The sequence below is a fragment of the Aquimarina sp. KJ22-3 genome (genome assembly GCF_055808215.1).
The window spans coordinates 2,167,079-2,192,620 of the sequence record NZ_CM147859.1; the positions used below are offsets into that span (position 1 = coordinate 2,167,079).

General features: G+C 34.8%; 27 protein-coding genes and 1 pseudogene. 12 read left to right on the forward strand and 16 right to left on the reverse strand.

Annotated elements, in window-relative coordinates; translation table 11 throughout:
* Positions 1-95: 95 nt before the first annotated feature.
* The 11 genes from AC0L3Q_RS09765 to AC0L3Q_RS09815 all read right to left on the reverse strand — a co-directional run bounded on the left by AC0L3Q_RS09765 (position 96) and on the right by AC0L3Q_RS09815 (position 4,749).
* Positions 96-341, reverse strand: coding sequence for a hypothetical protein (locus tag AC0L3Q_RS09765; protein WP_473286401.1), 246 nt, complete (start codon positions 339-341; stop codon positions 96-98).
* Positions 334-786: a T6SS immunity protein Tdi1 domain-containing protein gene (locus AC0L3Q_RS09770; protein WP_473286402.1), complete on the reverse strand. Its 453-nt coding sequence runs from the start codon at positions 784-786 to the stop codon at positions 334-336. The genes AC0L3Q_RS09765 and AC0L3Q_RS09770 overlap by 8 nt, the downstream gene beginning before the upstream one ends.
* A 74-nt stretch (positions 787-860) precedes the next feature.
* Complete coding sequence (locus AC0L3Q_RS09775; protein ID WP_473280663.1) at positions 861-1,217, reverse strand: hypothetical protein; 357 nt, start codon at positions 1,215-1,217, stop codon at positions 861-863.
* 6 nt (positions 1,218-1,223) lie between these two features.
* Positions 1,224-1,373: a hypothetical protein gene (locus tag AC0L3Q_RS09780; protein ID WP_473286403.1), complete on the reverse strand. Its 150-nt coding sequence runs from the start codon at positions 1,371-1,373 to the stop codon at positions 1,224-1,226.
* Positions 1,374-1,402: 29 nt separating this feature from the next.
* Entirely contained in the window at positions 1,403-1,687 is a 285-nt protein-coding gene (locus AC0L3Q_RS09785) for a hypothetical protein (protein WP_473286404.1), read from the reverse strand.
* 104 nt (positions 1,688-1,791) lie between these two features.
* Positions 1,792-2,367, reverse strand: coding sequence for a DinB family protein (locus AC0L3Q_RS09790; RefSeq protein WP_473286405.1), 576 nt, complete (start codon positions 2,365-2,367; stop codon positions 1,792-1,794).
* Between the two features lie 193 nt (positions 2,368-2,560).
* On the reverse strand, positions 2,561-2,932 hold the full coding sequence (locus AC0L3Q_RS09795; protein ID WP_473286406.1) for a hypothetical protein: 372 nt from the start codon (positions 2,930-2,932) through the stop codon (positions 2,561-2,563).
* A 167-nt stretch (positions 2,933-3,099) separates the two neighbouring features.
* On the reverse strand, positions 3,100-3,246 hold the full coding sequence (locus AC0L3Q_RS09800) for a hypothetical protein (RefSeq protein ID WP_473286407.1): 147 nt from the start codon (positions 3,244-3,246) through the stop codon (positions 3,100-3,102).
* A gap of 68 nt (positions 3,247-3,314) precedes the next feature.
* Positions 3,315-3,752, reverse strand: coding sequence for a hypothetical protein (locus tag AC0L3Q_RS09805; protein ID WP_473286408.1), 438 nt, complete (start codon positions 3,750-3,752; stop codon positions 3,315-3,317).
* 92 nt (positions 3,753-3,844) lie between these two features.
* The gene (locus tag AC0L3Q_RS09810; protein ID WP_473286409.1) at positions 3,845-4,306 is read right to left on the reverse strand and encodes a hypothetical protein; all 462 of its coding nucleotides are present in this window, start codon (positions 4,304-4,306) and stop codon (positions 3,845-3,847) included.
* 65 nt (positions 4,307-4,371) lie between these two features.
* Positions 4,372-4,749 (reverse strand): DUF5071 domain-containing protein, encoded by a 378-nt coding sequence (locus tag AC0L3Q_RS09815; protein WP_473286410.1) that lies wholly within the window; start codon positions 4,747-4,749, stop codon positions 4,372-4,374.
* A gap of 380 nt (positions 4,750-5,129) precedes the next feature.
* Here AC0L3Q_RS09815 and AC0L3Q_RS09820 point away from each other — a divergent pair, with 380 nt between their 5' ends.
* The 10 genes from AC0L3Q_RS09820 (at position 5,130) to AC0L3Q_RS09865 (ending at position 19,415) form a co-directional block, all read left to right on the forward strand.
* Entirely contained in the window at positions 5,130-7,826 is a 2,697-nt protein-coding gene (locus AC0L3Q_RS09820) for a leucine-rich repeat protein (RefSeq protein ID WP_473286411.1), read from the forward strand.
* Between the two features lie 230 nt (positions 7,827-8,056).
* Positions 8,057-8,758 (forward strand): hypothetical protein, encoded by a 702-nt coding sequence (locus AC0L3Q_RS09825; RefSeq protein ID WP_473286412.1) that lies wholly within the window; start codon positions 8,057-8,059, stop codon positions 8,756-8,758.
* Between the two features lie 1,012 nt (positions 8,759-9,770).
* A complete protein-coding gene (locus AC0L3Q_RS09830) occupies positions 9,771-11,231 on the forward strand; it encodes a CotH kinase family protein (RefSeq protein ID WP_473286413.1) in 1,461 nt (486 codons plus the stop codon).
* 180 nt (positions 11,232-11,411) lie between these two features.
* On the forward strand, positions 11,412-11,984 hold the full coding sequence (locus AC0L3Q_RS09835; protein ID WP_139241996.1) for a hypothetical protein: 573 nt from the start codon (positions 11,412-11,414) through the stop codon (positions 11,982-11,984).
* A 49-nt stretch (positions 11,985-12,033) separates the two neighbouring features.
* Positions 12,034-12,654: an HD domain-containing protein gene (locus tag AC0L3Q_RS09840; protein ID WP_473286414.1), complete on the forward strand. Its 621-nt coding sequence runs from the start codon at positions 12,034-12,036 to the stop codon at positions 12,652-12,654.
* Between the two features lie 89 nt (positions 12,655-12,743).
* Entirely contained in the window at positions 12,744-13,256 is a 513-nt protein-coding gene (locus AC0L3Q_RS09845; protein ID WP_473286415.1) for a Pycsar system effector family protein, read from the forward strand.
* A 9-nt stretch (positions 13,257-13,265) separates the two neighbouring features.
* Positions 13,266-14,795 carry a GH3 family acyl-acid amido synthetase gene (locus AC0L3Q_RS09850; RefSeq protein ID WP_473286416.1) on the forward strand — a complete coding sequence of 510 codons (1,530 nt, stop codon included), beginning with the start codon at positions 13,266-13,268 and terminating at the stop codon, positions 14,793-14,795.
* A gap of 12 nt (positions 14,796-14,807) precedes the next feature.
* Positions 14,808-17,186 (forward strand): metallophosphoesterase family protein, encoded by a 2,379-nt coding sequence (locus AC0L3Q_RS09855; protein ID WP_473286417.1) that lies wholly within the window; start codon positions 14,808-14,810, stop codon positions 17,184-17,186.
* A 50-nt stretch (positions 17,187-17,236) separates the two neighbouring features.
* Complete coding sequence (locus tag AC0L3Q_RS09860) at positions 17,237-18,514, forward strand: ShlB/FhaC/HecB family hemolysin secretion/activation protein (RefSeq protein WP_473286418.1); 1,278 nt, start codon at positions 17,237-17,239, stop codon at positions 18,512-18,514.
* Positions 18,515-18,518: 4 nt separating this feature from the next.
* Positions 18,519-19,415 (forward strand): DUF6268 family outer membrane beta-barrel protein, encoded by an 897-nt coding sequence (locus tag AC0L3Q_RS09865; protein ID WP_473286419.1) that lies wholly within the window; start codon positions 18,519-18,521, stop codon positions 19,413-19,415.
* 27 nt (positions 19,416-19,442) lie between these two features.
* On the opposite strand, the gene AC0L3Q_RS09870 is transcribed toward AC0L3Q_RS09865, so the two are convergent.
* A complete protein-coding gene (locus tag AC0L3Q_RS09870; protein WP_473286420.1) occupies positions 19,443-20,078 on the reverse strand; it encodes an SDR family oxidoreductase in 636 nt (211 codons plus the stop codon).
* Positions 20,079-20,287: 209 nt separating this feature from the next.
* On the opposite strand from AC0L3Q_RS09870, the gene AC0L3Q_RS09875 reads away from it, so the two are divergent.
* Together AC0L3Q_RS09875 and AC0L3Q_RS09880 are read left to right on the forward strand one after the other, a co-directional pair.
* Positions 20,288-21,028 carry an SDR family oxidoreductase gene (locus tag AC0L3Q_RS09875; RefSeq protein ID WP_473286421.1) on the forward strand — a complete coding sequence of 247 codons (741 nt, stop codon included), beginning with the start codon at positions 20,288-20,290 and terminating at the stop codon, positions 21,026-21,028.
* 39 nt (positions 21,029-21,067) lie between these two features.
* A pseudogene (locus AC0L3Q_RS09880) lies at positions 21,068-22,461 on the forward strand (NAD-dependent succinate-semialdehyde dehydrogenase).
* A gap of 132 nt (positions 22,462-22,593) precedes the next feature.
* On the opposite strand, the gene AC0L3Q_RS09885 reads toward AC0L3Q_RS09880, so the two are convergent.
* From AC0L3Q_RS09885 to AC0L3Q_RS09900, 4 genes are all read right to left on the reverse strand, one after another.
* On the reverse strand, positions 22,594-23,187 hold the full coding sequence (locus AC0L3Q_RS09885; protein ID WP_473286422.1) for a porin family protein: 594 nt from the start codon (positions 23,185-23,187) through the stop codon (positions 22,594-22,596).
* A gap of 141 nt (positions 23,188-23,328) precedes the next feature.
* Complete coding sequence (locus AC0L3Q_RS09890) at positions 23,329-23,934, reverse strand: porin family protein (protein ID WP_073316520.1); 606 nt, start codon at positions 23,932-23,934, stop codon at positions 23,329-23,331.
* Positions 23,935-24,080: 146 nt separating this feature from the next.
* A complete protein-coding gene (gene cls / locus AC0L3Q_RS09895; RefSeq protein ID WP_473286924.1) occupies positions 24,081-24,935 on the reverse strand; it encodes a cardiolipin synthase in 855 nt (284 codons plus the stop codon).
* Positions 24,875-25,501 carry a PLDc N-terminal domain-containing protein gene (locus tag AC0L3Q_RS09900; protein ID WP_473286423.1) on the reverse strand — a complete coding sequence of 209 codons (627 nt, stop codon included), beginning with the start codon at positions 25,499-25,501 and terminating at the stop codon, positions 24,875-24,877. Before AC0L3Q_RS09900 ends, cls begins: the two co-directional genes overlap by 61 nt.
* Between the last annotated feature and the right edge of the window lie 41 nt (positions 25,502-25,542).

The window sequence follows — 25,542 nt, forward strand, 5'->3', positions numbered from 1 at the left end:
AACTTTTACTTTTTGCTAGCATTGTGTCTTACCAAAAATACAACAACCATTAGATTGATCACCTAGCTGCTATGACATCATATATGGTGTTGTGATCAGTTTTTGTTTTTGAGTTTCCCATTATCACTGATAAATTTAAACTGATAATTGTTTTCCAGAATTATTCCTCCTTGATCTTTAAAAGAGCCAAAGAGACCTCTCCAATCTTCATAATCCGATTCTTTATCAGTATCCCATCTTATTATTCCATAAGAATTAAATTCTTTTAAATCAGATTCCACTACAACACCATTTTCTCCATTCAAAGAGAGCTTCATTCCAATTTCAAAATCCTCACTCATCAACTTCACTTGTTTTTTTATCTATTTTTAGCTCTATTTTTTGTCCGTCTTTTAAATCTTTTATTTGATATCCTAAGTCTCCACTAAATGCTATGAGTCGAGAAAAGTCTATCTTACCAAGGTTGTCTTTCTCATATTGACCTCCGATTACCGCTGCCATTTTTAGGCAGTATTTTTCATTATTTTCTAATTCTCCAAGCTCGGACTTTGCTAATTCCACGAGATTGTTCATTTTCCAATCTTCAATAAATTCAGGGTCAACCAGAATTGTATTTAGATCAGATTCATTCTCTGCTATTTTTACACAACTTATTTCTTCCGGACAAATTCTCCAGTAGTGATTTTTGTCCGTTTTGAAGATTACATTTCCAAATTCATTTGTGGATATAATTTCAGTCGCAACAAATCCTTTCCAACCCCAATATTTATTAATCTTGACTTCCATTTTAGTAATTAATCACAACGTCTCTTGTATGTTGCGTTTGCATCTCGAAGGGCGTATATGCATTATACAAATTGTTATGTTCTTTTTGCTTTTTTAATTTTTTCTTGATCAGTCAAATACTCTTCAGAATTGACATAGTCCAGTTTTTCTTTCAATATCTTTTGATCCAAAGAGTCCTTTGAATGAAGTTTAGCCACTTTTAAAGCGTTGATAATTTTTGTTTCCAAGTCAGACCTTTGGGTGATTAACTTTTTATCTAGATATACTCTTCCAGGAATGCTTAGGGACTCATATAAAACCCAAGAGACATTCTGTACAAATTCTATTTCAAATTCTTGATTTAGATTATTTCTACATTTTAATGTGATTGAACCTCCGTCCATCCAAGCAAGTAATTCTTCAATTTCTATTTTTGATTCAAAATCAATCATTAGACTTTATTCGTTTTTCTTTGCTTTTATAAGCTTATTTAATTCGTTAATTACGTTAAGCTTTGAAGTCTTTGGTAGATTAACATATCCCATTCCTCCAAAAATAACTTCCCAATAGCCACCTTCATCAATAACCATTTGTCCAACAACTCTCATTTCAGTTTCATTCAAAGCTGATGGCAATCCTATAACTTCAAGAGTATAATCAGATTCGGCATAAACTCCCTTAAAGACATATGTATCTTCATCTTTTTTTCTGGTAGAACTTCTATTATGGTCCCATAAGTCAAAATTTCACTAAAAGGGTCGTTATTAGTTAATTTATATGTGTATTCCGAAACTTTTATTACCTCATATGTACCCGTTGAAGCTTCTTCAGGAACATACATTTTTATATCAATTATTTTTTCTTCGTCCATTTTTGGTAATTGAACATAACGCTCCGGGCTATGATTTCGTTGTGGAATCATCCGCAAGATTATTCCGTCTAGAAATCAGCTGTTGATTTATACTTTTATTTTGGTGTGGCACAAAACCACAATAAATTATAGCCATTGTTGGCAATAGATTTTTATTAAATAGGGTATTTTTCTTCCTTCATTCCCATATATCTTTCTTTAATTACTTTTATGTGTCTTAATTCATGTCCAGCTATATGATAGATCAAAGCTCGAACAGTTCTTTCATTTTTAATTTCCCCATCATCATCGATTCCGCTTCCAGACCGCATCAGAGATTCCTCAGGTAAGTTTTGAAATAATAATAATGTTGATAGTCTAACGCTCCAGTATTCATCGAAAATATTTTCTAAACTTCTTTTATTAGCTTTTGAATAGTTTGCATAATTATTTTGGTCAAATCCATGCAAAGGAGTCTTGTCATTTCGTGCATACCGCAAAGCTCTATAGGTGAAGATTCTTTCATCGTCTATATTATGAACCAATATTTCCTTGATGGTCCATTTATCTTTGGCGTATCTGTAATCTAATTTCTCTTCTGGCAAAGAAAAGATCAGTTCCTTTAGTTTGAAAAAATTGTCATGAAGCTCTTGTAGAATATCGTCATCCGTTTTTATCAGATCAAAATAATGCTGTGAATATTCTGGATACTCTGTCCGCATCGGTCTTTGAATTTTTCTAAATTGATTCATTCTACTAAATTATTGCCAACCTTTAATATATGTATAATAGCAGAGCAAAATATTACCTTGCTTTTGGATCTTTTATGTGCATTGGTTGCTAGCTTTTCCTTTCTGTAAGGATTGCACCTTTGCAAAAATACGATAACCATTGGATTGATCATTTAGCTGCTATGATCACATATATGGTGTTATCACACATTTATTATTTCAAGAACTCATAACCTTTGTGTTTCAGGTAGGTAATTCCGTCAATTTTAAATTTCGTTTTAGTTAATTGGTCAATTTTTGATGTGTCTTGTCCACCTAACGAAACGAATTGTATTTGAACTTCATTATTAACTTTTATTAAAGTAATAATTGTAGAACAAGATTTATATGGTAATATTTCCGTTCGTTTTATTTCATCCGTATAAGGTATAGTTTCCCAGTTGGTTAAATTCTTATTCGATTCAAAATTTAACCATAGGATTTCTTGTTCTTCTTGGTCATTTTCTGGAATCCAAAATCCGTTTAAATTTTTTCGAACAGAGTCCAATTCGGTCAAATCAACTTCATAGTCATTTTCGTATACCATCAAATTTCGATTGGGATTTGAACAACCAAATAGGAGAGATGTCAGAATTAATATTTTGAAAACTATTTTCAAATTTTAGATTTCTCAGATGTGTGGTAACGTTTAATGTATGGTATGTTTGCATCCCGAAGGGTACACATGTATCATACAAATTGTTAGGTAATGTTTTAAGCTATATGGAAATAATCTATTATTATCTCGTCATTTTCTCTCCATTTTACCCATACTGAGGGGATCTTTTTTCTTTTACTTTCATAAACATCATCAATTTCACAATCTCCATGAGTAGATATCTCAATCCATTCTCCTTTCATTGATTTTACAAAATAACATCTTTGATACTCTTTTGTAATTTTAAATTCTTTTGATCCCTTTTTGGGCTCTAAATGGAATTTTTGTGGGTAATTTTTTTCAAACCAATTGTAAACATTCCAGAAAGGTATTCAAACCAGGGTTTAATTTCTATATTATCAGTTTTCTTTATCCAATATTTTTTTCCAGTCTCTGTGTTTGCTACAATTTCAATACGGTTATCAATAATTTGTGTGTATTGGAACTCGAAAATAGAATAATCGAGATGGATTATTGCATTAGTCCATTTTCTATGCATTTCCAAATCTTTGATATCCCAACTTTTAGTTGACTTATTGTCAAAAAATTCCATAATTTTTGTTGGAGAATCACTTTCTATAGAGTCATAAAATTCAACAATTGTATTAGCATTGAATCTAATATTGATAACTCCTTCTCCAAATATTTTTTGAGCAAAAGTTTGAGTTGAAAGTATAACTATAAATACAATTAATATGATTTTCTTCATTCTTAAGTTCTAATATTACCTAACGTCTCTTGTATGTTACGTTTGCCTGCCGAAGGCGGCATATGCAATATACAAATTGTTGTGTGTTCGTTTTATCTAATAGTATTTCTTATTCCAGGATATCTTTTTCCGTTGATTAAAGTACTTTCTTCTTCAGGATGAAAGTAATATATCTGTTTTTTATTCAAGTCACGATAAGCATAACAATTATCAAAGAGAATAATTCCATTCTGTTTAACATTCCAATGGTCCACTTTTGGAAACCATTCAGGAATGATATTTTTAACTAATCCGATTTGAGATTGAAGTATTCTATCATATTTTTTGTCAATATAATTTTCCGTTTTGAATATAGAATCATACAATTTGTCATTTTTATAATCAAAAACTCCGAATACACATTTTGTACTCAGATAAGATACATTTTTGATATTGAAAGCGTCCGACTTTATTAACTCGATAGGAAACCAACCTATTAATCTTGGGTTTTTAATCTCACTGAATTCATCATAGTTCTTGTACTCTTGTAAATAATCTCCATTGTTACAAGACATAAAAAATATTGTTACTAATACTCCGAAAAGAGATAAAGTCAGATTAAATTTCTTCAATTTCGTTTTCATTTATTATTAATCAATTCCTGAGCTAGTTCGTATACTTCTTCCGAAATTTCTTCTTCAGTTGGATTGTTTGCAATCCGCATAAATTCTTTCATTAATTCTGGATCAACTGACTTGGTAGGATTAATTCCAAAAATAGAAACACACCAATACTTCCAAGTTTCATCATTCCCTCTTAAAATTTTAATGATGTCTTCAGTTAGATATTCAGAAATTGACTTTAAATATTCAGCTACTGGTTCAGCAACAGGCCAGTTCAAATCTTGAATCCATTCCAATAATTCTGGAACAATAGATTTTATTTCTTGGTAAGAATAGTTTTTCAATCTATTGGCTGTTTCTATATCACTTTTATTCTTTGGGATTAATTCTTTCAATTTCATTTTATTCAATGACACAATGACACACAACGTATGTATATAGTTATTAAAGGTAACTATATTTCTCCTATATGGAGTTGTAATTGTTTGTAACTAATTGTAAGTGCTTGTAAACCCAAAAGTGTTACCCTAAGAACTCAAAAAGATTCAAGCTTAAACTTTGATAGACTAAAGTTCGAACCATCTTGCCTAAATTTTAGCTTCTAAGGCTTAATGTTAGATCACCAAAGGGGATTGCTAGATTCCCATTGTCCCCAAAACACTATATAACATCCCGTTTTTAACAAGGTTGGGCACTAATTGTTGGGTACTTTCTTTTTGTAAAGGTTTTTTGTTATAAAATAATATTCAAAAGTTCATACTAAAAACTTTCCAACATGAAAAAGCAAGTACAATTAATAATATCCACCATTATTATGGTATGGATGAGCCTGGCTGGATATGGCCAAAATGTAGGGGATCAATTTACGGTTGATGCCATTAAATACGAAATTACTTCAATCACTACACCCGAAATTAGGATTGTGGTTTATGAGGGTTCGGCCACAGAGGTGGACATCCCCGGAACGGTCCTTCATGATGGTGAAACCTACACAGTGACCCTCATTGGTGAAGATACCGATACTTTTCAGGGGAGTGTTATTCGACCTTTTATAGGAAAGGGGCTGACCCATGTCACCATACCCAACACAGTGACCACTATTGGACTTGGGGCTTTTACTAACAATAAATTGACCGAGGTAGACATACCGAACAGTGTCACCCATATCAGGAGGTGGGGCTTTTCCGGTAACAACGGTTTAGAAGAGCTGACCATACCAGCCAATGTGGAATATATTGGGCCCGGGGCTTTTTTTGGGAACGGAGACCTCATTGTGAGATCCCAAGGCAATCCACCACCAGAAATTGATGAAACAGCCTTTAATACTCCACAGGGCCCTACCCGAAAAATGGCCCTTGTGGTTCCCTTTGTTAGTATCCAAGCTTATGAAGATGCAGGCTGGAAGGACTTAGGTTTTATGAGCATCACCTCTGGAGCCATTATCTTGGATGGCGTTATATACGGAATTATTGACACTCCAAACGAAGTAACAGTGATTGGCAATATTGGCGTAGGCTTTAATATGACCATTCCTCCAACGGTGGAGATTGATGGGGGTACCTATCCGGTGACTGCTATAGGTGATGATGCTTTTCTGAATCCAACTTTGCTAACGGTTGTGATACCGGGGACTGTGAAAAGTATTGGGTCCCGTGCCTTTTATACACGGCATATTAATCGAGTGACAGTGACGGCCCATGAACCACCGACGCTCGATGCAGATGCCTTTCAGTATCCATATCGTCACGACAAAATAAAGGTGATCGTGCCCAAGGATAGGGTGCAAGCTTATAAAGATGCAGGGTGGACAGGTTTTAATGACATCTTTTCGCTCATTGGCCAAGAACACAATAATAGTGGCTTTATATGGGAAGTCACATCGACATCCCCCAATGAAGTAATGCTCAAAAATTATATAGGCCTTAGCGGAGTTCCTACCGGAGGTCATGTAGAAATCCCCTCAGAAGTCCATTACCTCCCAAACAGTGAGAATGACAATATGTATACGGTCACGGCTATAGGGGATAATGCTATGCGGAATACAGATTCAAGGAGTTTTACGGATGAAACGGAACGGGTTGACAGAACATTAAACACTGTACAAATTCCAGAAAGTGTTACCAGGATCGGGGAAGGTGCTTTTGCAGACAACCAATTGACAGAGATCACCATACCCGAAGGTGTGACCTATATAGGAGAGTCTGCTTTTGCATATAATCAATTGACCGAGGTTGACATACCAGGCAATGTGAAAAGTATTGGGAAAGATGCATTTTGGCAAAACCAATTGAGCAGTGTTAAGATTTCAGAAAGTGTGACTAGTATCGGGCAACGGGCATTTGGACATAACGAATTAACGGAGGTCACCATACCTAATGGTGTGACCAGGATTGAACAGTGGATCTTTTCCCGAAATAAACTAACAAAGATTACTATACCGGCAAATGTGGAACATATTGGTTACCAGGCCTTTTTTGACAACCAATTGACAGAGGTAACCATATCAGGTAGTCTGAAAAACATTGATTTGTATGCTTTTCAGAATAACCCAGACCTTCACTTGATGACAGTGGAGGCTAACGATCCTCCATCGCTCCATGAGGATACATTTACAAATCCAAATCGTGACCAAATAGACCTTGTTATACCCACTGGCAAGAAACAGGAGTATTTAGATAATGGGTGGCACGGGTTCAGATCCATCAGCAACGGAATCTTTACCGTTGATGACATAAAATACGGAATTACCTCTCGAACTGAAGTTATGGTGGTGGACTATATTGGCATGGCCAAAGACGTGAGTATTCCTGAAACAGTGGATCATAGTGGGGAACCCTATACAGTGACCGCTATCAAAGAAAATGCTTTTCAAAATAAAGAACTGGCTAGTATTGAGATTCCATCCGCTGTAATCAGTATCGGAGAACTAGCGTTCGGTAACAACCAATTGACAGCTATTGCTATACCGAACAGTGTGGAACGTATAGATAGCCACGCTTTTTATAACAATCCTGACCTTAGCTTGGTAACGGTAGAAGCCAATGATCCACCAGCACTTGATGCCACTGCCTTCGCCAATGCAAATCGACACCAAATTGACCTTGTGGTACCCACAGGTAGAATACAAGCTTATAAAGATAATGGTTGGGGCGGCTTTAGATCTATATCAATATCAACGGAAAGTATCCTTTCCCAGCTTATTGAGAATTTTAATAGAGGGTTTTCACCCAACGCCGATGGCATTGCAGATACCTTGGTGATCGAAGATCTTGAAAAATATAAGAACAACGTGGTCAAGATATACGACCTGAACCAACGCTTGTTATTCAGTGCCCATTATGGCGGTCCCGGCGATGCCTGGGATGGTACTTATAATGGCAGCATGGTACCCGTGGGCTCTTATGTATGTGTGATCGACTATAACGAACCTGGGTTGGACCACGAAGCAAAAATGATCTATGTTAATTATTGATGTTTTTGTTTCTGTAGTAGCCGGGCTTCGACTCCGTGGCTACTGAGCTCGTCGGGCTTCGAGAGCCTCAGCCCTCTGTAATGTCGAACCCTGCGGACCCTGAGGTCCTCGAAGGGTCGAAGGGTGTTCTTCGTCAGGCTCAGAAACCAGATCATCGAGTCGAAGTACCATTTCCAAAAAAAGCCCCCTCACAACTTATATCAAGTATAAACCATAAATATATAATACGAATGTCCAAACAAAATTTTGAAAAGAAATTAATCGAATTAGAAAACATACCCCAAGAATTAGTTAAAGCACCATCACAACCCGTAGATGTCACTACACAAGAAGCCGAAGACTTATTTGTTTGGGCGCAAGAAGATAAACAAGTACTAGTTAGTATAGGGTTAGATTGGAGCAAATATGTAATCGATCTACCAATACGAACAGGAGCGTGCCGATATGCACAAGCCATTTGGAACAAGGAACGTTATAGCCAGGAAGAAGCTGCCAAGGCCTGGAGAGAAGAGTCACCCAAAGCTTATGAGTTTAGAAACGATCTGTTGGCTGATATGCGTTTTGCGTTTAGAAAACGCCCAGATCTATTAGGGCGAGTACGCACTATTGCAGGAGGCGATGGTAATGCTGATATGATCCAGGATTTGATGGATATCAGTGTGCTGGGAAATGCAAATGCCAACGAATTTGAAGCTATTAAGTATGACCTGTCACGCTTTGATGTTGCTGAACAAAAGTCAGACGACCTGGCCGAGCTATTAGCCAAAGCTAATGGTACAACTTTAGACAATTCTAAAGCCAAGAACATTCGTGACCGTGCGTTTACCCACCTTAAAGAAGCGATGGATGAGATTAGAGATACGGGTAAATATGCTTTTAGAAAAGATCCGGAGCGTTACAAAGGATACATAAGCCGATACCGACGTAGGTGAGACTTGTTCATAGTTGATGGTTGATGGTTGTAAGAATTAGATACTTTTTAAGTTCTCATATTCTTTAAAAGCTTACTATTACTGGCCCGCGCACTGGGTTGGGGTCTCCGCGCCATGCGGACGCCCCGGTTTGGTACGCGGGCTTCTTTTTACCTTGCGCGGAAGCATCTCCCTATACCACTGATCGATACACCTAGTGCTCGGGAGGGTGACCTATCTGTGCGGAGTAGCTACCGAGTGCCGTTGGTCGATAAAAATTTGTGGGGAGGGCCATCGAGGTTAGTGGGTTAGGTTTGACGCGATGTTGGTCGAGGGGGAGTTTGTGTAATAGGTTAAAAAATCTCTTAGGATCAAGGTCTTCGTAATATTTTCTATTTGTAAAGTTGTATTTTGAATTTTTACAAACCCACAAATTTCTAAACTAAGTTTCTAGTTTTTAAAAAACTTATTAAATGTAACCTAACAATTTGCTTTCTACGGATCACTCGAACCGTAATTTAACCTGTTTATTGATACTTCTATCCAAACAATAAAAACACAAGAGTATGATATCATCTATAGCCTTAGGTTCTTATGAAACACATGTTAATTATTTTATCATTACTTTTTCTTGCATTCATGGTTTAGGTGATGTTGCACAACGTTCCAGAAATATAGCAGTTGTAATTAGTATAAAATTGAAATGATAGTGTTTACCATTGAACCCATATTTTTTGCGGTCTTAAATCCAACATTCGTAAACTTTTGTAGCACTTATCGAGACAATAATAATACATTCGATCAACCATTATGATTCCAAGTAGTTTATATTTCGTAAAATACTCATCGTTTAAACTAGAATCTCAACCTTCAGTATAGAAGAAAAGTATAGAAAAAAGAATACTAGGCGTCTAAATTTATCTATATTCTCCTGTACAAAATCATCTAACCCTTTAATAAGAGATTATGGATCCAGTCAAGATATATCGGAATAGCGTTATACTTTGCTTTATTTCTAATGCATTTTTGTAACATGAGAAAGTACCTACAGCAAATAACGCTATTATTAATTACATCTATTGTTGTTATAGGTACACAACAAACTGTGGCTCAAAATTATCATGAAGTTATTCCAAAGACTGAAAGTTATGGGATAGATTACGAGAATAATCTTATCGTTTGGAATGTAGACCTTACGGATTTTTCTTCTCTTTCTTCTAATAAGGACGTCCAAGTACAATTTAATAAAGGGCAGAAGTTTATATTTTCTTTAAAAGAGTTGTCTTACCAGGAAAGGCTTCAAGCAAAAAATGCCGAAACCGAGTTCAGGATTTATATAACTCAATTACCTATTATAAAGATAACAACAGATACCATTAGGGATGACCCTAAAACTATTGCAAAATTTTCGTTTGCGAATAGAGATACTATTGTAAGCGCATCACCTGGAATAGAATATCGAGGTAATATATCTTTAAAATTTCCAAAAAAGACCTATGATCTAGAGTTTTGGGAAGATGATCAAGAACAAAAATCAGTTGATCTTCAATTTGGTGATTTGCGAAATGATGATGATTGGGTATTAGATGGTTTATATAATGAGCCATTGCGATTACGTTCTTTTTTAGCCAATAAATTATGGTTGTCGATTCACCAACCTCATTATTTGGATCAAGAAAAAGATGCCAAAAGTGGAGTCGATTTACATTTTACCGAAGTGTTTCTGAATGAAAAATATATTGGGATTTATGCGCTAATGGAACAAGTAGATAGAAAACTACTACAGCTCAAAAAATACAATAAGAAAAAGATAAAAGGAGAACTGTTTAAAGCATCAAGCTACAATGGAGCTCCATCTTACAGGGTTGCTCCAAAATATAAGAACATCTTTCCGCATTGGGCAGGATACGAGATAGAATATCCATATAAAAACTACAAAGTACAATGGAAAAATATTTATAAATTCACAAGATTTGTTGTTAAATCAAAGGATTTTGTTTTCAAAAAGAAAGTCTCTAAAAAATTCAACCTGGATAATGCTATTGATTATTTTCTATTTGTAAATCTGCTGCGCGCCACAGATAATTTAGGTAAAAACTTTTATGTAGCGAGATACGACAAAAAGAGCCCTTATTTTAATATTCCATGGGATTTAGATGGTGTTTTAGGAACAATTCAGGATGGAAAAAGAATATCAACTACAGACGATATTTTAAGTAACGGGTTATTTGATCGTTTGATGAAAACTAACCCTAACAATTTTAGGAGAAGACTCAAAGAAAGATGGAGTAATCTTCGTAGGCAACAACTTAGCAATGACAATTTGTTTGAAATGATCCAAGAACAATATGACTATTTCTTTGATAATAAAGTTTATGAAAGAGAGCAAATGGTATGGTTATCCAGAATTAGTTTACAAGACCATTTTGATTATATGACAACTTGGTTACTTAATCGACTTCAGTATTTGGATAAGTATTTTGATACACTTTAAAAAAAGAGCCTTATTGTCTTTCTTATCGATATTTAATCCACCAAAAGAGTTACCCTTTCTATCATATGAATTAAAGATACTGCTATCATAATACTATCTTTCTTAAGTAAAATGTACAGAATCTATATTTCAATAAAACTAATACTTACAGGCTTTTGCATTTTAGCCTCCAACTATATTATGGCAATTTCAAATAACATACATCTAAAAAACAAAATTATACCTGAAGCTCTTATTAACGAGGTAGGTACAGCACTTTCATATTATCCAGAACTGGCTGAAACCAGAATCGAATTTAAGCTCAAACCTTCATTAAAAAAATCTTTCATGAAGGCACAACCAAAATTTTCATCACTTATCAAGAGCAAAGGGAAAAGAGAGTACGTGATTTTGATCAGCAAAGTTTTTAAAATCGATGGTATGCAATTACCATTAGCTGATATACCAAAAAACGTTTTAATAGGTTGGTTAGGGCATGAATTAGGTCACATAATGGATTATAAAAATAGAAATACCATTAATCTTATTTGGTTTGGTATACGCTATTTTTTCTCTCAAAATCATATTAGGGAAGCCGAGAGAATAGCAGATGTATATGCGATAACGCATCAAATGCAACAATACATTGTTGAAACGAAAAGGTTCATTCTGAATAATGGTAATTTCCCTATGGTATATAAAGATCGTATAAGAAAATTATACTTGTCTCCTGACGAAATTTTGTCTCTTGCTAGGGAATTAGAGGGCAATTAGTAGCTGTATATGTAATCCATATTTCGCAACTACCTAAAAATCAATCATAATGGAATCAATACTAGAAAAATCTGAAAAATATATATTTGAACTTTTTAAAAATAAGCTTCCGAAAAAGTACCTCTATCATAATTATTTGCACACGCAAAGAGTTGTAAACTCGGCAAAAGAGATTATGGATAACTCTGAAGTTGAGGAGAAAAATCAAGAAATCGTTTTATTGTCCGCATGGTTTCATGATACAGGTTATATCAATGGAGAAAAGGATCATGAACTGAAAAGCGCAGAGATTGCTGAGTCTTTTTGTATTGAAAATGGAGTAGACAAGGAAAAAATTACACTAGTTAAGAATTGTATTCTAGCTACTAAATTGGATACAAAACCAAATTCTTTTTTGGAAGAAATACTTAAAGATGCTGATACTTCTCATCTTGCCAAAAATTATTTTAAAGAAGTAAGCCAATTGCTACGCCAAGAGATACTATTGGCGCAAGGGAGAGAATACTCTGCCAAAGAATGGCGAGAAGAAAATACAAAATTGTTTACCCAAGAGCATCAATATTATACTAGGTATGCTATTGAACATTGGGAACCAGAAAAAAACAAAAACCTACTCGGCATTCTTAAAAAAAAGAAAAAGAGAAGAAAAAAAGAGAAAAAGAAGATTTAAAAGCAAAATTAAAAGCTAAATACAAACATGAAAGTCCTGAAAGAGGAATACAGACCTTGTATAGGGTAACCTTGCGTAATCATATTAAGTTGAGTGATATCGCAGATACCAAAGCGAATATTCTTCTCTCTGTAAATGCGATTATTATCTCCTTGGCGTTAGCGAACTTAATTCCAAAATTGGACGCTCCGTCCAATCGTCACTTGATGATTCCTAGTTTGATATTGGTGCTATTCAGTGTGGCTGCAATTATACTTTCCATAATGTCTACTCAACCAAAAGTTACAGGAGGTGAGTTTACCAAAGAACAAGTAAGGAACCGTAAAGTTAATCTGTTGTTTTTCGGGAATTTTTTTAAGATGTCCTACGAGAGGTATCAAGAAGCGATTGACGAGGTAATTAATGACAAATCATATGTTTATAAAATGCTTACAAAAGATCTGTATCTATTAGGTCTTGTGCTTAAGAAAAAATATACCCTGCTTAAAATTACATATATCGTATTTACCGCAGGGATCATTCTCTCTGTAGTAGCCTTTATCTTGGCGTTTGCCGAAATTGATGTTGCAGGAAAAGTTGTAGAACCTATCATAACAAAATAACTAAATCATATGGAAATTATTGGATCAATAGTAAAAGGAGTAATTAATTTAAAAGGAGCGCTTTCCTCTGAACCCAATCATATAGAAGCTCAGGAGAAAGTTCTTCTCGATTTGCTGAAAAAGGCTAAACATACCGAATTTGGTAAAAAATATAGTTTCGAGTTAATTCTTCAATCCGATGAAATTCAAGAAGATTTTGCAAGAGAAGTTCCTTATTTTGATTATCATCAATTACATAGTTCATGGTGGCGTAGAGTTATTGAAGGAGAAGAAAACATAACCTGGCCAGGAAATCCAGATTATTTTGCGCTCAGTTCTGGAACTACTGGTAAGAAAAGTAAGCGGATACCTGTGACTGAAGATATGATTACAGCGATTAGACAAGCTGGAATTAAACAGGTAGAGGCATTGTCTAATTTTGATCTACCAGCTTCATTTTTTGAAAAAGAAATCATGATGTTAGGTAGTTCTACAGATTTAAAAGAGAAAGATGGGCATTTAGAAGGTGAAATTAGTGGTATTAGCGCTAGCAATATTCCATTTTGGTTTGAAGGGTATTATAAACCAGGAAATCAAATTGCTCAAATTGACGACTGGGACAAAAGAGTACTACGTATTGCAGAAAAAGCAAAAGATTGGGATATAGGAGCATTGAGTGGTATTCCTTCCTGGATGGAGTTGATGTTACAAAAAGTAATTGATTATCATAATGCGGATACCATTCATGATATATGGCCCAATTTACAAGTATATACTTCGGGAGGAGTCGCTTTTGCTCCCTACGAGAAAAGTTTTAATAAGCTCTTAGCACATCCTATCACGGTTATCGATACCTATCTTGCCTCCGAAGGTTTTATAGCTTATCAAGAAAGACCCGAAACCGACGCAATGAAACTTATAACGGATAATGGGATTTATTTTGAGTTTGTGCCTTTTCAACCGGAATACATTAACCAAGACGGGTCTCTGAAGCAAGATGCACCATCTATCACTTTGGCTGATGTTGAGATGGGTCAGGATTATGTGTTGTTGATTAGTACGGTGTCTGGTGCATGGAGATATATTATTGGTGATACCATAGAATTTACAGATATCGAGAGAGCTGAAATTAAAATTACCGGTAGAACTAAGTTTTTTCTAAATGTAGTCGGATCTCAATTATCAGTTAATAAAATGAACGCAGCGTTGAGAGAAATAGAAGAGAAATTTGATACCGAAATCCCGGAATTTACGTTGGCTGCTACTCGAATTAATAATGAGTTTTATCACCATTGGTATTTGGGTACCGACACTCTAATTGATGAAGAAACTTTGGCCATTACACTGGATAAAAGCCTTAAAGATGCAAACAAAAACTACAAAGTAGCCAGAAATAAAGCATTGAAGGGAGTTAAAGTTACCAAAGTTCCTGTTGAGCTATTTGCAGAATGGAGCGGAGCGCAAAAGAAAAAAGGAGGGCAGGTAAAAATGGAACGAGTCATGTCTGAAGAAAAATTTTCAGAATGGGAAGCATTTATTTCACAAACTATTTCAAGCTAAAAAAAGATCTTAATGAATTATAAATACGTAATGTTCTTATGTGTTGCTCTGCTTATATCTAGTTGCGCACTATATGAACCTAAATACAGAGAAGAATTCAATGAAGCCACACCTAATGAAGGCGAGATTGAGAAAACCTTTTACCTCATTGGAGATGCTGGTTATGCTAAGGCCGAAAAAAGTACTCCTGCCTTAACAATCTTAAAAAAATATCTTTCAGTTCATCCCCAAAAAGGAAACTACACCATTTTTTTGGGAGATAACATATATCCAGATGGAATGCCCAAAAAAGATGCAAAGGATCGTGAGATTGCAGAGCACCGATTGGATGTTCAAATAGAAGCAGTACAAGATTTTGGTGGACAAGTGTATTTTATACCCGGTAATCATGACTGGTATAACGAGGGCTTGAAAGGATTAGAACGAGAAGAAAAGTATTTTGAGGATCGGTTAGACGATAAAAAGCTGTTCAAACCAAAAACGGGATGTGCCCTTGAGAGCATAGAAATCTCAGAAAACATTCAATTAATTATTTTAGACTCTCAGTGGTATCTCGAGGATTGGGATAAGCACCCAACCATTAATGATAATTGTCCAGAGATAAAGACTAGAGAAGCAATGTTCTTGGAGGTGGAAAGTGAATTGAAGAAAAATCAAAATAAAACTATTCTTTTTGCATTACACCATCCTCTTTACACCAATGGAGTACATGGAGGGCAGTACGCTCCGGTCAAACATTTATTTCCTTCACAGAAGAAAATTCCATTACCAATTTTAGGTTCACTTGCTATGCAAATACGTACGGCAGGTGGGATTTCAACACAGGATAATCAGAATAAACAATATAAGTCATTAGTAAGAAGGCTAGAGACTCTAGCAAAGGGAGCAGAAAGAATCATATTTGCTTCAGGACATGAACACTCATTGCAATACATTGAACACGAGGGTATCAAACAAATTGTTTCTGGTGCTGGTGCAAAAAACTCGTATGCGACCTTGAGTAATGACGGACTTTTTGCCTATGGAGGACAAGGTTTTGCAAAACTGGACATCTATAAAAATGGGTCAACATGGGTATCATATTATGGAAATCGAGACAACGAACCATATCTTCTTTACAGTAAGGAAATTTATGGGCCTAACGTTGAGTATGATTTAAACATGCTACCACCTAAGTATCCAGCAACAATTCAAGCTTCGGTCTATGAACCAGAATCCAATGAAAAAACTGATTTTTATGAAAGTATCTGGGGGGATCACTATAGAGATTTGTACGGAACAAAAATCGAGGCCAGGGTAGCTATTTTGGATACACTTTATGGTGGATTAGAGGTAGTTCGGAAAGGAGGAGGGCATCAAACTAGATCACTACGATTAAAGGCCAAAGATGGGCGAGAATACAATATGAGAGCACTTAAAAAAAGCGGAGTTAAATTTTTACAGTCCACTATTTTTAAGGATAATTATGTCGAGGAATCATTAGAAAATACAGTTTCTGAGGATATATTAAAAGACTTTTATACAGCATCTCATCCCTATATTTTTACCGTAATACCAATGTTATCAGATGCTGTTGGGGTGTTCCATACGAATCCAAAGATATATTATGTGCCCAAGCAGAAAGCCCTGGGTAAATACAACATAGATCATGGAGATGAATTATACATGATTGTAGAAAGACCAGAGGAAAACCATAAAAACCTATCTTCCTTTGGAAAACCAGATGATATAGAGAGTACATCAGATGTTTACGAACGATTACGCAGGGACGAAAAATACAAGATTGAGGAATCCTCTTATATACGAGCAAGATTGTTTGATATGCTAATCGGTGATTGGGACAGGCATGAAGATCAATGGCGCTGGGCAGAGTATGAATTAGAGAATGGAGATCATATCTTTAAACCCATACCGCGAGACAGGGATCAGGCTTTTTCGAATTTTGATGGTGGATTCATGGGTGCGCTACGTGGATTATTTGGCTTTGCCAATCAATTCCAGCGTTATGATGCAGAATTAAAGGATGTAAAATGGTTAAATACTTCTGCTACTCGCCTGGATCGTACCTTGATCAAAAATAGTGGTAGAGAAGAATGGTTAGAGCAAGCAAGATTTATAAAAGAAAACCTATCTGATGAAATTATCGATAAGGCATTCGAGAATATACCTTCAGAAGCAAAGGGAGAAGATCTACAACATATAAAGTATAGTTTAAAAGAAAGAAGAAACAACATCACAGACATTGCTAATCGTTATTATAATTACTTATCAGATTTAGTTATTGTTACAGGAACGGATAAGGATGATTACGTAGATATAGAGCGACAAGAAAATGGGAAGACCAAAATCACAATTTATAGGATTAAGAAGGGAAAAAAGCGGATATTGTAAGTGATCGTGTTTACCATAAAAAAGATACTAAAGAAATTTGGATTTATGCTTTGGATGATGATGATAGTATCGAAGTTCATGGAAAACCGGAGAATCCTATTAAATTAAGAATTATTGGGGGGCAAAACAATGATATTTATAACATTAAAAAAGGAAGACGTGTAAAAGTATATGATCATAAAAGTAAACCCAATACAGTAGAAAAAAGAGGAGGAGCCGCATTTAAATTTACCGATAATTATAGAATAAACCATTTTAATAAAGATGAAGATGTTTTAAAAGCCACTTCGATAATACCAGCTGTTGGATTTAACCCAGATGACGGTTTACGAATCGGACCTACAGGTATTGTTTCTATAAAAGGATTCCAGCAAAATCCTTTTACAGCAACACATAAAATTTCGGGAGGATATTATTTTGCTACACAAGGATTCGATTTAGAGTATAAAGGAGAGTTCTCTGGAGTTTTGGGAGATTACAATTTATTGATAGGAGGAAGATACACTAGTCCCAATTTTGCTGTAAACTTTTTTGGATTTGGAAATGATACAGACAATAATCAAGATGATCTTGATTTCGATTACAATAGGGTGAAATTAAGCACCTACAGAACTCTGATAGGAGCTGTTAAAAATGGTAGATTAGGAAGTTACTTCGAGTATACAGCTTCTTTTGAAGGGATAAAAGTAGACGATACTCCAGATCGTTTTATAACTACCGAAGTTAACTTTGATGATCCCGAAATTTTTGATAGAAAATGGTTTGCAGGTCTTGATGGAACCTATCGATATGAAAGTTATGATGTAAATGTAAACCCTACCAGAGGGATGAAATTCGAAGTTAATGTTGGGGGTAGAATGAATGTTGAAAATACAGAAAGAACCTTTGGATATATTAAACCTCATTTAAGTTTTTATAACGCGTTGTCTCGTAATCGAAAGTGGGTATTAAAAACCGCGGCGCAAGGCCAATTTAATATAGGCCGATTGTACGAGTTTTATCAGTCTGCTCAAATAGGAGGAGAGAATTTGCTTAGGGGATATCGTAATCAACGTTTTTCTGGACAGTCATCACTCGCGGGTAGCGCTGATATAAGATATAGTTTTGATCAATTTAAAACTAGAGTGCTTCCGCTTCAAATAGGGCTTTTTACAGGAGTAGATACAGGAAGAGTATGGCTTGTAGATACCGAAGATCGAAATCAATGGCATAGTGATGTAGGTGGTGGTTTTTGGGTAAATAGCGCAGATGCCATCAATAGTACGTTCAACCTGTTCTTTGGAGAAGATGGGGCACGTTTCTCATTTGCATTTGCTTTTAAGTTCTAAGCCTATGAGAAGTAGTATACTAATTCTATTATTTATAATCATAAGTGAAGTATCTATCTTGGCACAGGTTAGTGATTTGGCCAGAATAGAATATACGTATTTTCCACAAAAAGACAGCGATAACTCTTTTAGAAGATTTAGAGCTTTGGCTAATTTTCCCATAAAACTAAATAATAAAGGAAGTTATCTGGTACCCGGATTGGAGTATAGAAACATCAATTTTATATATCGTGATCAAACAACTTTTAATACTGATAATCTAGAAAGATTTAGTTCTTTTGAGGTGAATATAGGAATTACCTTTACATTAAAAAACAATTGGAGATTTGCTACAAGAGCAGGTATGATTGCTGCTTCAAATTTTGAGCAAGACAAACTTATTACAGATGATCTTTTGTTTACAGGTTCATTTTATTTTGTTAAAAATAAAATGAAAGATGATCTTTTGAAACCTTGGCGTTTAATTCTAGGGTTAAGATATTCTACTACTGCTGGTAGACCTTTTCCGCTTCCTTTTGTGAATTATTTTAGGCAATTTCATCCTTCTTGGTCTTTTGTCTTGGGAGTTCCCAAAACGAATGTTAAATATTATTTTAATCAAAGCAATATACTTCAAGGATTTGTGACCCTTGACGGTTTTTTCGCTAACCTTCAGAATAATCAAGTATTTTTCAATCAACAGGAGCAGGAAGTCAAAAACGCCGCGAATATATCAATGACAACTGCATTGGTTGGAGTTGGATATGAACACTATTTTACGAAGCATCTTTTATTCTATACCTATACAGGAGTAACATTGATTAATGATATTAGATTGCGTAATGAAAATAGAGAAGATGTTTTAACAATAAACGATCAAAATAGTTTTTACCTTAGAGGGGGGATAAAGTTAAAAATATGATTTTGAGAAGAATAAATTTCTTCAGTATTACATCGTTTTTGTTTTAGCTATTTCTGAAGCAATTAAATGATCACCCTCCAGGATTTCGAAAATGACATTGTTTGCGATATTGTCAGGTAGCGACTCCACCAATGCTTGTGCTACATCATCTCTACTAATTTTTCCAGATTCTTTCAGCCTTTTGTCTAAAACAATCCTACCTGTACCAGATTTATCAGTTAAACTCCCTGGTCTTATGATAGTAAAGTTTACATTACTGTTCTTTAAATGTTCATCGGCATTATGTTTTGCCATTAAATATTCTTTTAGTCGATCTGCATCTTGAGGTGAGTCTGCCCCCATAGAACTGAGCATGATAAATTTTTTGACTCCCGTTTCACTAGATTGATCAATGAGTTTTTTTGCCCCTTCTTGGTCCACAGCTACCACTTTTTTTCCGCCAGAACCAGCAGCAAATATTACTTTGTCAATACCTACAGTGACCCCAGAAATATCACCCTCCAGGTCGGCTAGTACGGTAGTTATATTTCGACCTTCAAATTGTTCTTTTTGATCGTTCTTTCTGATCATTGCTACAGGAGTATAAAGTGGGGAGTGTTCTAAAATTTTCACAATTTTTTTTCCAACAGCTCCATTGGCTCCTGCTATAAGTATGCGTTCCATAATTAATTTTTTTAGGAGGTAAAGTTCTTTTTTTCTTCCATTATGTGTAATGCAAATCATTTAATAATTATCTCATACGAAATTGTGCTGTTTTTACTTACTACATTTTGTTTTGAGATGGGTTAATAATGGTTTGGATCACGACAAGAACTATCCTTATGATAATGCATCTTTGGGTAAATACATGTAATAATCTTAAATTAATAATTATGAAATTAGATAATAGTGTTTTTATCATAACAGGGGCTTCAAGCGGTATAGGAAAAGCCACAGCTTTAAAACTTGCAAAAAATAATGTTAGAGTGGTTTTAACAGCTAGAAGAGAGGAAAAGTTAGAAAAACTGAAGGACGAAATAGAGAGAAACGGAGGGAAAGCACTTGTGGTTACAGCTGATGTTACCAAAAAAGAAGATTTCGAAAAGGTTGTGTCTAAAACTCTGGAAGAATATAAAACTATTAATGGGATCATCAATAATGCCGGTTTAATGCCATTATCGTACATTAAGAATTTGAAAACCGATGAGTGGGAAACGATGGTCGAAGTTAATATTAAAGGTGTACTTAATGGAGTCGCAGCGATACTACCAACACTTATAAAAAATAAAGGAGGGCATATTGTTAATATATCTTCTACTGCAGCTTATAAATACTTCCCTGGAGGAGCTGTTTATTGCGCAACAAAAGCAGCGGTTAAAATGTTTTCGGAAGGATTACGACAAGAGCTAGCTCCTAAATATGGAATAAACGTAACTTCTATCGAGCCAGGTGCAGTTTCTACAGAGCTTTTGGACACGATTACCGATAAAGAAATTTTGGAGAAAATGTCAGCTATGAAAGAGATGACTACATTAGAGGCAGAAGATATTGCGGATGCAATTTACTATGCTATTACCCAACCTGAAAGAGTTAATATAAACGATGTTTATATCATGCCTAGTGAGCAACAATAGAAAGAAACTAATTTTTTATAATTAAGTAATTAAACAATAATGGAAACTACAACTGAAGAACATATTATCACCACTATAAATCCAGCTACTGGAGAGGAACTTGCAAGTCATCAGTATATCACAGACGAACAATTGACCGACAGCATAGAAAATTGTAATAAGGCTTTCTTACAATGGAGAAATACCTCTTTAGAAGAAAGAGCTAATGCTATACTAAGCATCGGTAAAAACTTAAAGATTCATAAAAGCGAACTTGCTAAGATGATGACAAGTGAAATGGGTAAGCTGTTATCACAAAGCGAACAAGAAATTGATTTGTGTATAGCAATTTGTGAGTATACCGCAGAAAACGGACCTAGTGCACTTCAAAATCAAGAGAGAAAACTTTTAAATGGCGGCAGAGGAATAGTTACCTACAGTCCTTTAGGTGTAATTTATGGAATACAACCGTGGAATTATCCTTCTTATCAAGTAATTAGATATGCAGTTGCAAGCATTATGGCAGGAAATGGTGTATTACTAAAGCACGCTTCAAACGTGACAGGATCTGCTAAAATTTTAGAAAAAGTATTTAACGATTCCGATCTTCCAAAAAGTCTGTTTACACTATTAATTATTGACCATGAACAATCAGATTATGTAATAAAAAATAATCTAGTGAAAGGTGTTACATTGACAGGAAGTTCAATAGCAGGTAAAGAAATAGGAAAAAAAGCTGGAGTCCAGTTAAAAAAACAGTACTAGAATTAGGAAGTAATGATGCCTATCTTGTTCTTGAGGATGCGAATATAGATCTAGCGGTAAAAATGTGTGTTAAAGGTCGTATTTATAATAACGGAGAAACTTGCATCGCTGCAAAGCGGTTTATAGTAGTAGACTCAGTTTATGAATCCTTTAAAGATAACTTTGTTGCTGCCATGAAAGCTATTCGAATTGGAGATCCCTTTTCTGATCAAAGTGATATGGGACCAATAGCTAGAGAAGATTTACGGGATAAACTGCATGATCAAGTAGTAGAAAGTGTATCAAAAGGAGCAGAAATCTTGTGTGGAGGAAAAATTCCTGAAGGTGCTGGATTCTATTATCCTGCAACTGTTTTAGAATTGGTAGAGCCCGGTCAACCTGCATATGATGATGAATTATTTGGACCTGTGGCATCACTAATCAAAGCTAAAGATGATGAAGATGCCTTTCGCATCGCAAATGACAGCAGGTTCGGATTAGGGGGAGGAATATTTTCCGAGGATATTGAAAAAGCAATTAAATTAGCAGAAAACAATTTTGATACAGGAATGATATTTATTAATTCATTTGGATTGGCAGAGCCAAATATGCCCTTTGGAGGAGTTAAAGACTCAGGTTTTGGGAGAGAACATGGTGGTTTTGGGGTTAAGGAGTTCGTTAATGTGAAATCTATTATGATTAGAGACTAGAAGTATTAGAAAAATGTTAGTTATAAAAAGAACCCAGATTTAATAGTAAAAAAACAAAACAGGGAATAATTGAAAAAGCTTGTCTAATACAGACAAGCTTTTTATTTTAAATAAACTTATTTATATAATTGATTAAAACATAAATCCTATACCAGTAGAAAATACCGAACTGTGAGCATCTGAACTTTCTATTATTTCAGACAAACCGTAACTGTATCTAGCTTGAATAAAAAAACCTGTTTTTAAAAGATATTCTAAACCAGAGACTAATTGAAGGTCAAAATTATTGATGGGTCTCATATTTAAGTCAGGAAAAAATTCTTTATTTATTTTATCTCCAATTTTAAAACCCATTTGCAATCCTATTTGCACATTGAAACTTTTACTCAAGTAAGCTTTAGTAAGTATAGGTACCTGGATGTAGTCTATTTTTATTGTCGATTTGTGATGAGCAGCATTCTCTTTAAGTTCAAATCCTTGTCGAGTGTATATTGCCTCTACATTGATCCCAAACTTTTCGTTTATCATTCCTTCAAATACCAAACCAATATAATAACCTGTTCTGAACCGAGTATTATCAAACTCCTCTAATGAAGACACAATGTTTGTGAAATTGACTCCGGCTTTAGTGCCTACTCGACTGGATGCAAATAGGTAATCATAATCTTGTGAAATCACACTAAATGAATTGATAATTAGAAAGAACAAAAAGATTTTCTTTTTCATGATGTAAGTTATGATATCTATGATTGGAAAAGTAATCGTTATCATCTACATTTTTTAACCCTAAACAGATAGTTATTAACGCAAAAAAGCTTGCCTCAAAAAGACAAGCTTTTAATTAGTTCATCATTACTTTATATGCTTTTAAAACATAAATCCAATACCCGCAGAAAATACAGAATTATGGGCATCTGAATCTTCTACTACCTCAGAAAAACCGTAACTGTATCGAGCTTGGATAAAGAATCCAGAAGTTAGTTTAAATTCTGCTCCAGCCGCTAATTGGAAATCAAAATCTTTGATTTGATCAGTGTCAAAATCACCACCGTCTCCGGTAGGATCAGTGTCTACTTCTTCGTTTATTTTGAATCCAAATTGTGGACCCGCATGAACGTTTAATCCTTCAATAAGATAGATCTTTGCCAAAAGAGGAACTTGAATATAATCGACTTGAAATTCTGCTGATGGAGTAACGGTGACACCGGCAAAAGAGGTTTCTTCAATATCAAATCCTTGCCCCGAATAAAAAGCCTCAGCTTGTAATGAAAATTTTTCTGCTATAAAAGCTTCTGCCACAAGACCCGCATAAAAACTTGTTCTCGATTTTGGGTCTTCAAAATCACTTCCAGTAATCGTAGAAAAGTTAACACCTCCGCGAGCACCAAATTGGACTTTATTATCGGTGTCTTGTTGGGCATTAGCTAAAGTTGTGCATAACATGAAGGCTAATAGTACTGTAATTTTTTTCATTTTTTTTTGAGTTTTTATTTATTACTGGTTTCAAAATTACCCAGATTAAGTACCCTTTACGAACTCAAATGACAGAGTCTTTAACTCAAAAGAATGTTTAACAAAAATTAAGAAGATATGCTTTTTTGTTTTGGATTTACTCTTGCTTATAGAAGAGGACTAAAGAATCTTGCTATACCTTCGGATAATTTCCTGTGTAATGCCCTCTTTTTATAACTTTCATAATTTAGAATAACGCTTTCTTCACAATCTTTGATGAAGTTTTGGCAAACATTTTCGGCTATATTTTGGTCGTAAATAAGGGCGTTGGTTTCGAAGTTATGCTCAAAGCTTCTATGATCAAAGTTACCAGATCCAATAGAAGCAATTTTACCATCCATTACAATGACTTTACTGTGTAAGAAATCGTCTTTTTGTTGATAAATTTCTATTCCCAAAAAAAGTAACTCTTCAAAAAATGACAACATACTGTGTTTTGCTAACCAAGAATCTGATTTTCTAGGAACAAGCAATTTTATAGTCACGCCACTTAAAGCCGCAATTCTTAAGGCTTCTAGCATAGCACTGTTTGGTATGAAATATGGATTCGATATGTAAATATAATCTTCTGCAAGATTAATCATGGCTATGTATTGTTGCATAATAGCAGGATGATCTGCATCTGGAGCGCCAGCAACAATTTGTGCAGTAATTGTACCTTCTTCTTTAATTTCCGGGAGATATTCTTCTTGCAATAGGAGTTTTTCATTGCTAGCAAAATAATAATCCTTTATAAAAACTCGATGTAGGCTATCTATAACGGGACCCTTAAGATATAGGTGAGTGTCGTCCCAAATACCAAGTTCTGAATTTGGTTTGATGTATTTATCCGATATGTTGACCCCTCCGGTAAAACCTACTGTTCCATCGATAATAATAATTTTACGGTGATTCCTATAGTTCAATGTATAAAGAATACTGCCAAAATGAAGAGGTAAGATAGGGTATACCTTGGCTCCGATACTTCTAAATTTTTTTTCATTTTTTTCCGAGTACCATAACTACCTATGGCATCGTATAAAATGCGAACTTCTACACCTTGCTTTATTTTTTCCTCGAATAACTTATATAATCTATCAAGGAGATCTCCTTCTTCAAAAATGTAGTATTGTAGATGTATAAATTTTTCAGCTTTCTGTAAAGCTCCAAAAATAGTATCAAATGTCTTTTTTCCATTGTATAATACCTTTACATGATTTCCCGGTTGAGCATCGAAATAGGAGCTATTTTTTAAGAGTTTGGCTAATTTTTCACCTTGTTTATTCTCAAATTCTAGTTCTGATTCTTTTGTTTTATGATTACGAAACGTGTCATCATAAAGTCGGCGTCTAACTGTTTGTTTGAGTTTATAAATTTTTATTCTCCTTCTATTGATCCCAAATACAATATATAGTAGTATACCTATAAAAGGAAATATTAATACAATAAGCAACCAACTTAGAGACTTTACAGGTCTAGAACCAAATAAAATAATATGGAAAAAAGCAAGCAGAGTAAGGATTGCGTATATGATAATTAAAAAAGTCATACATCTTTTTTATTAAATGCGTTAAAATTTAGTTGAATTGC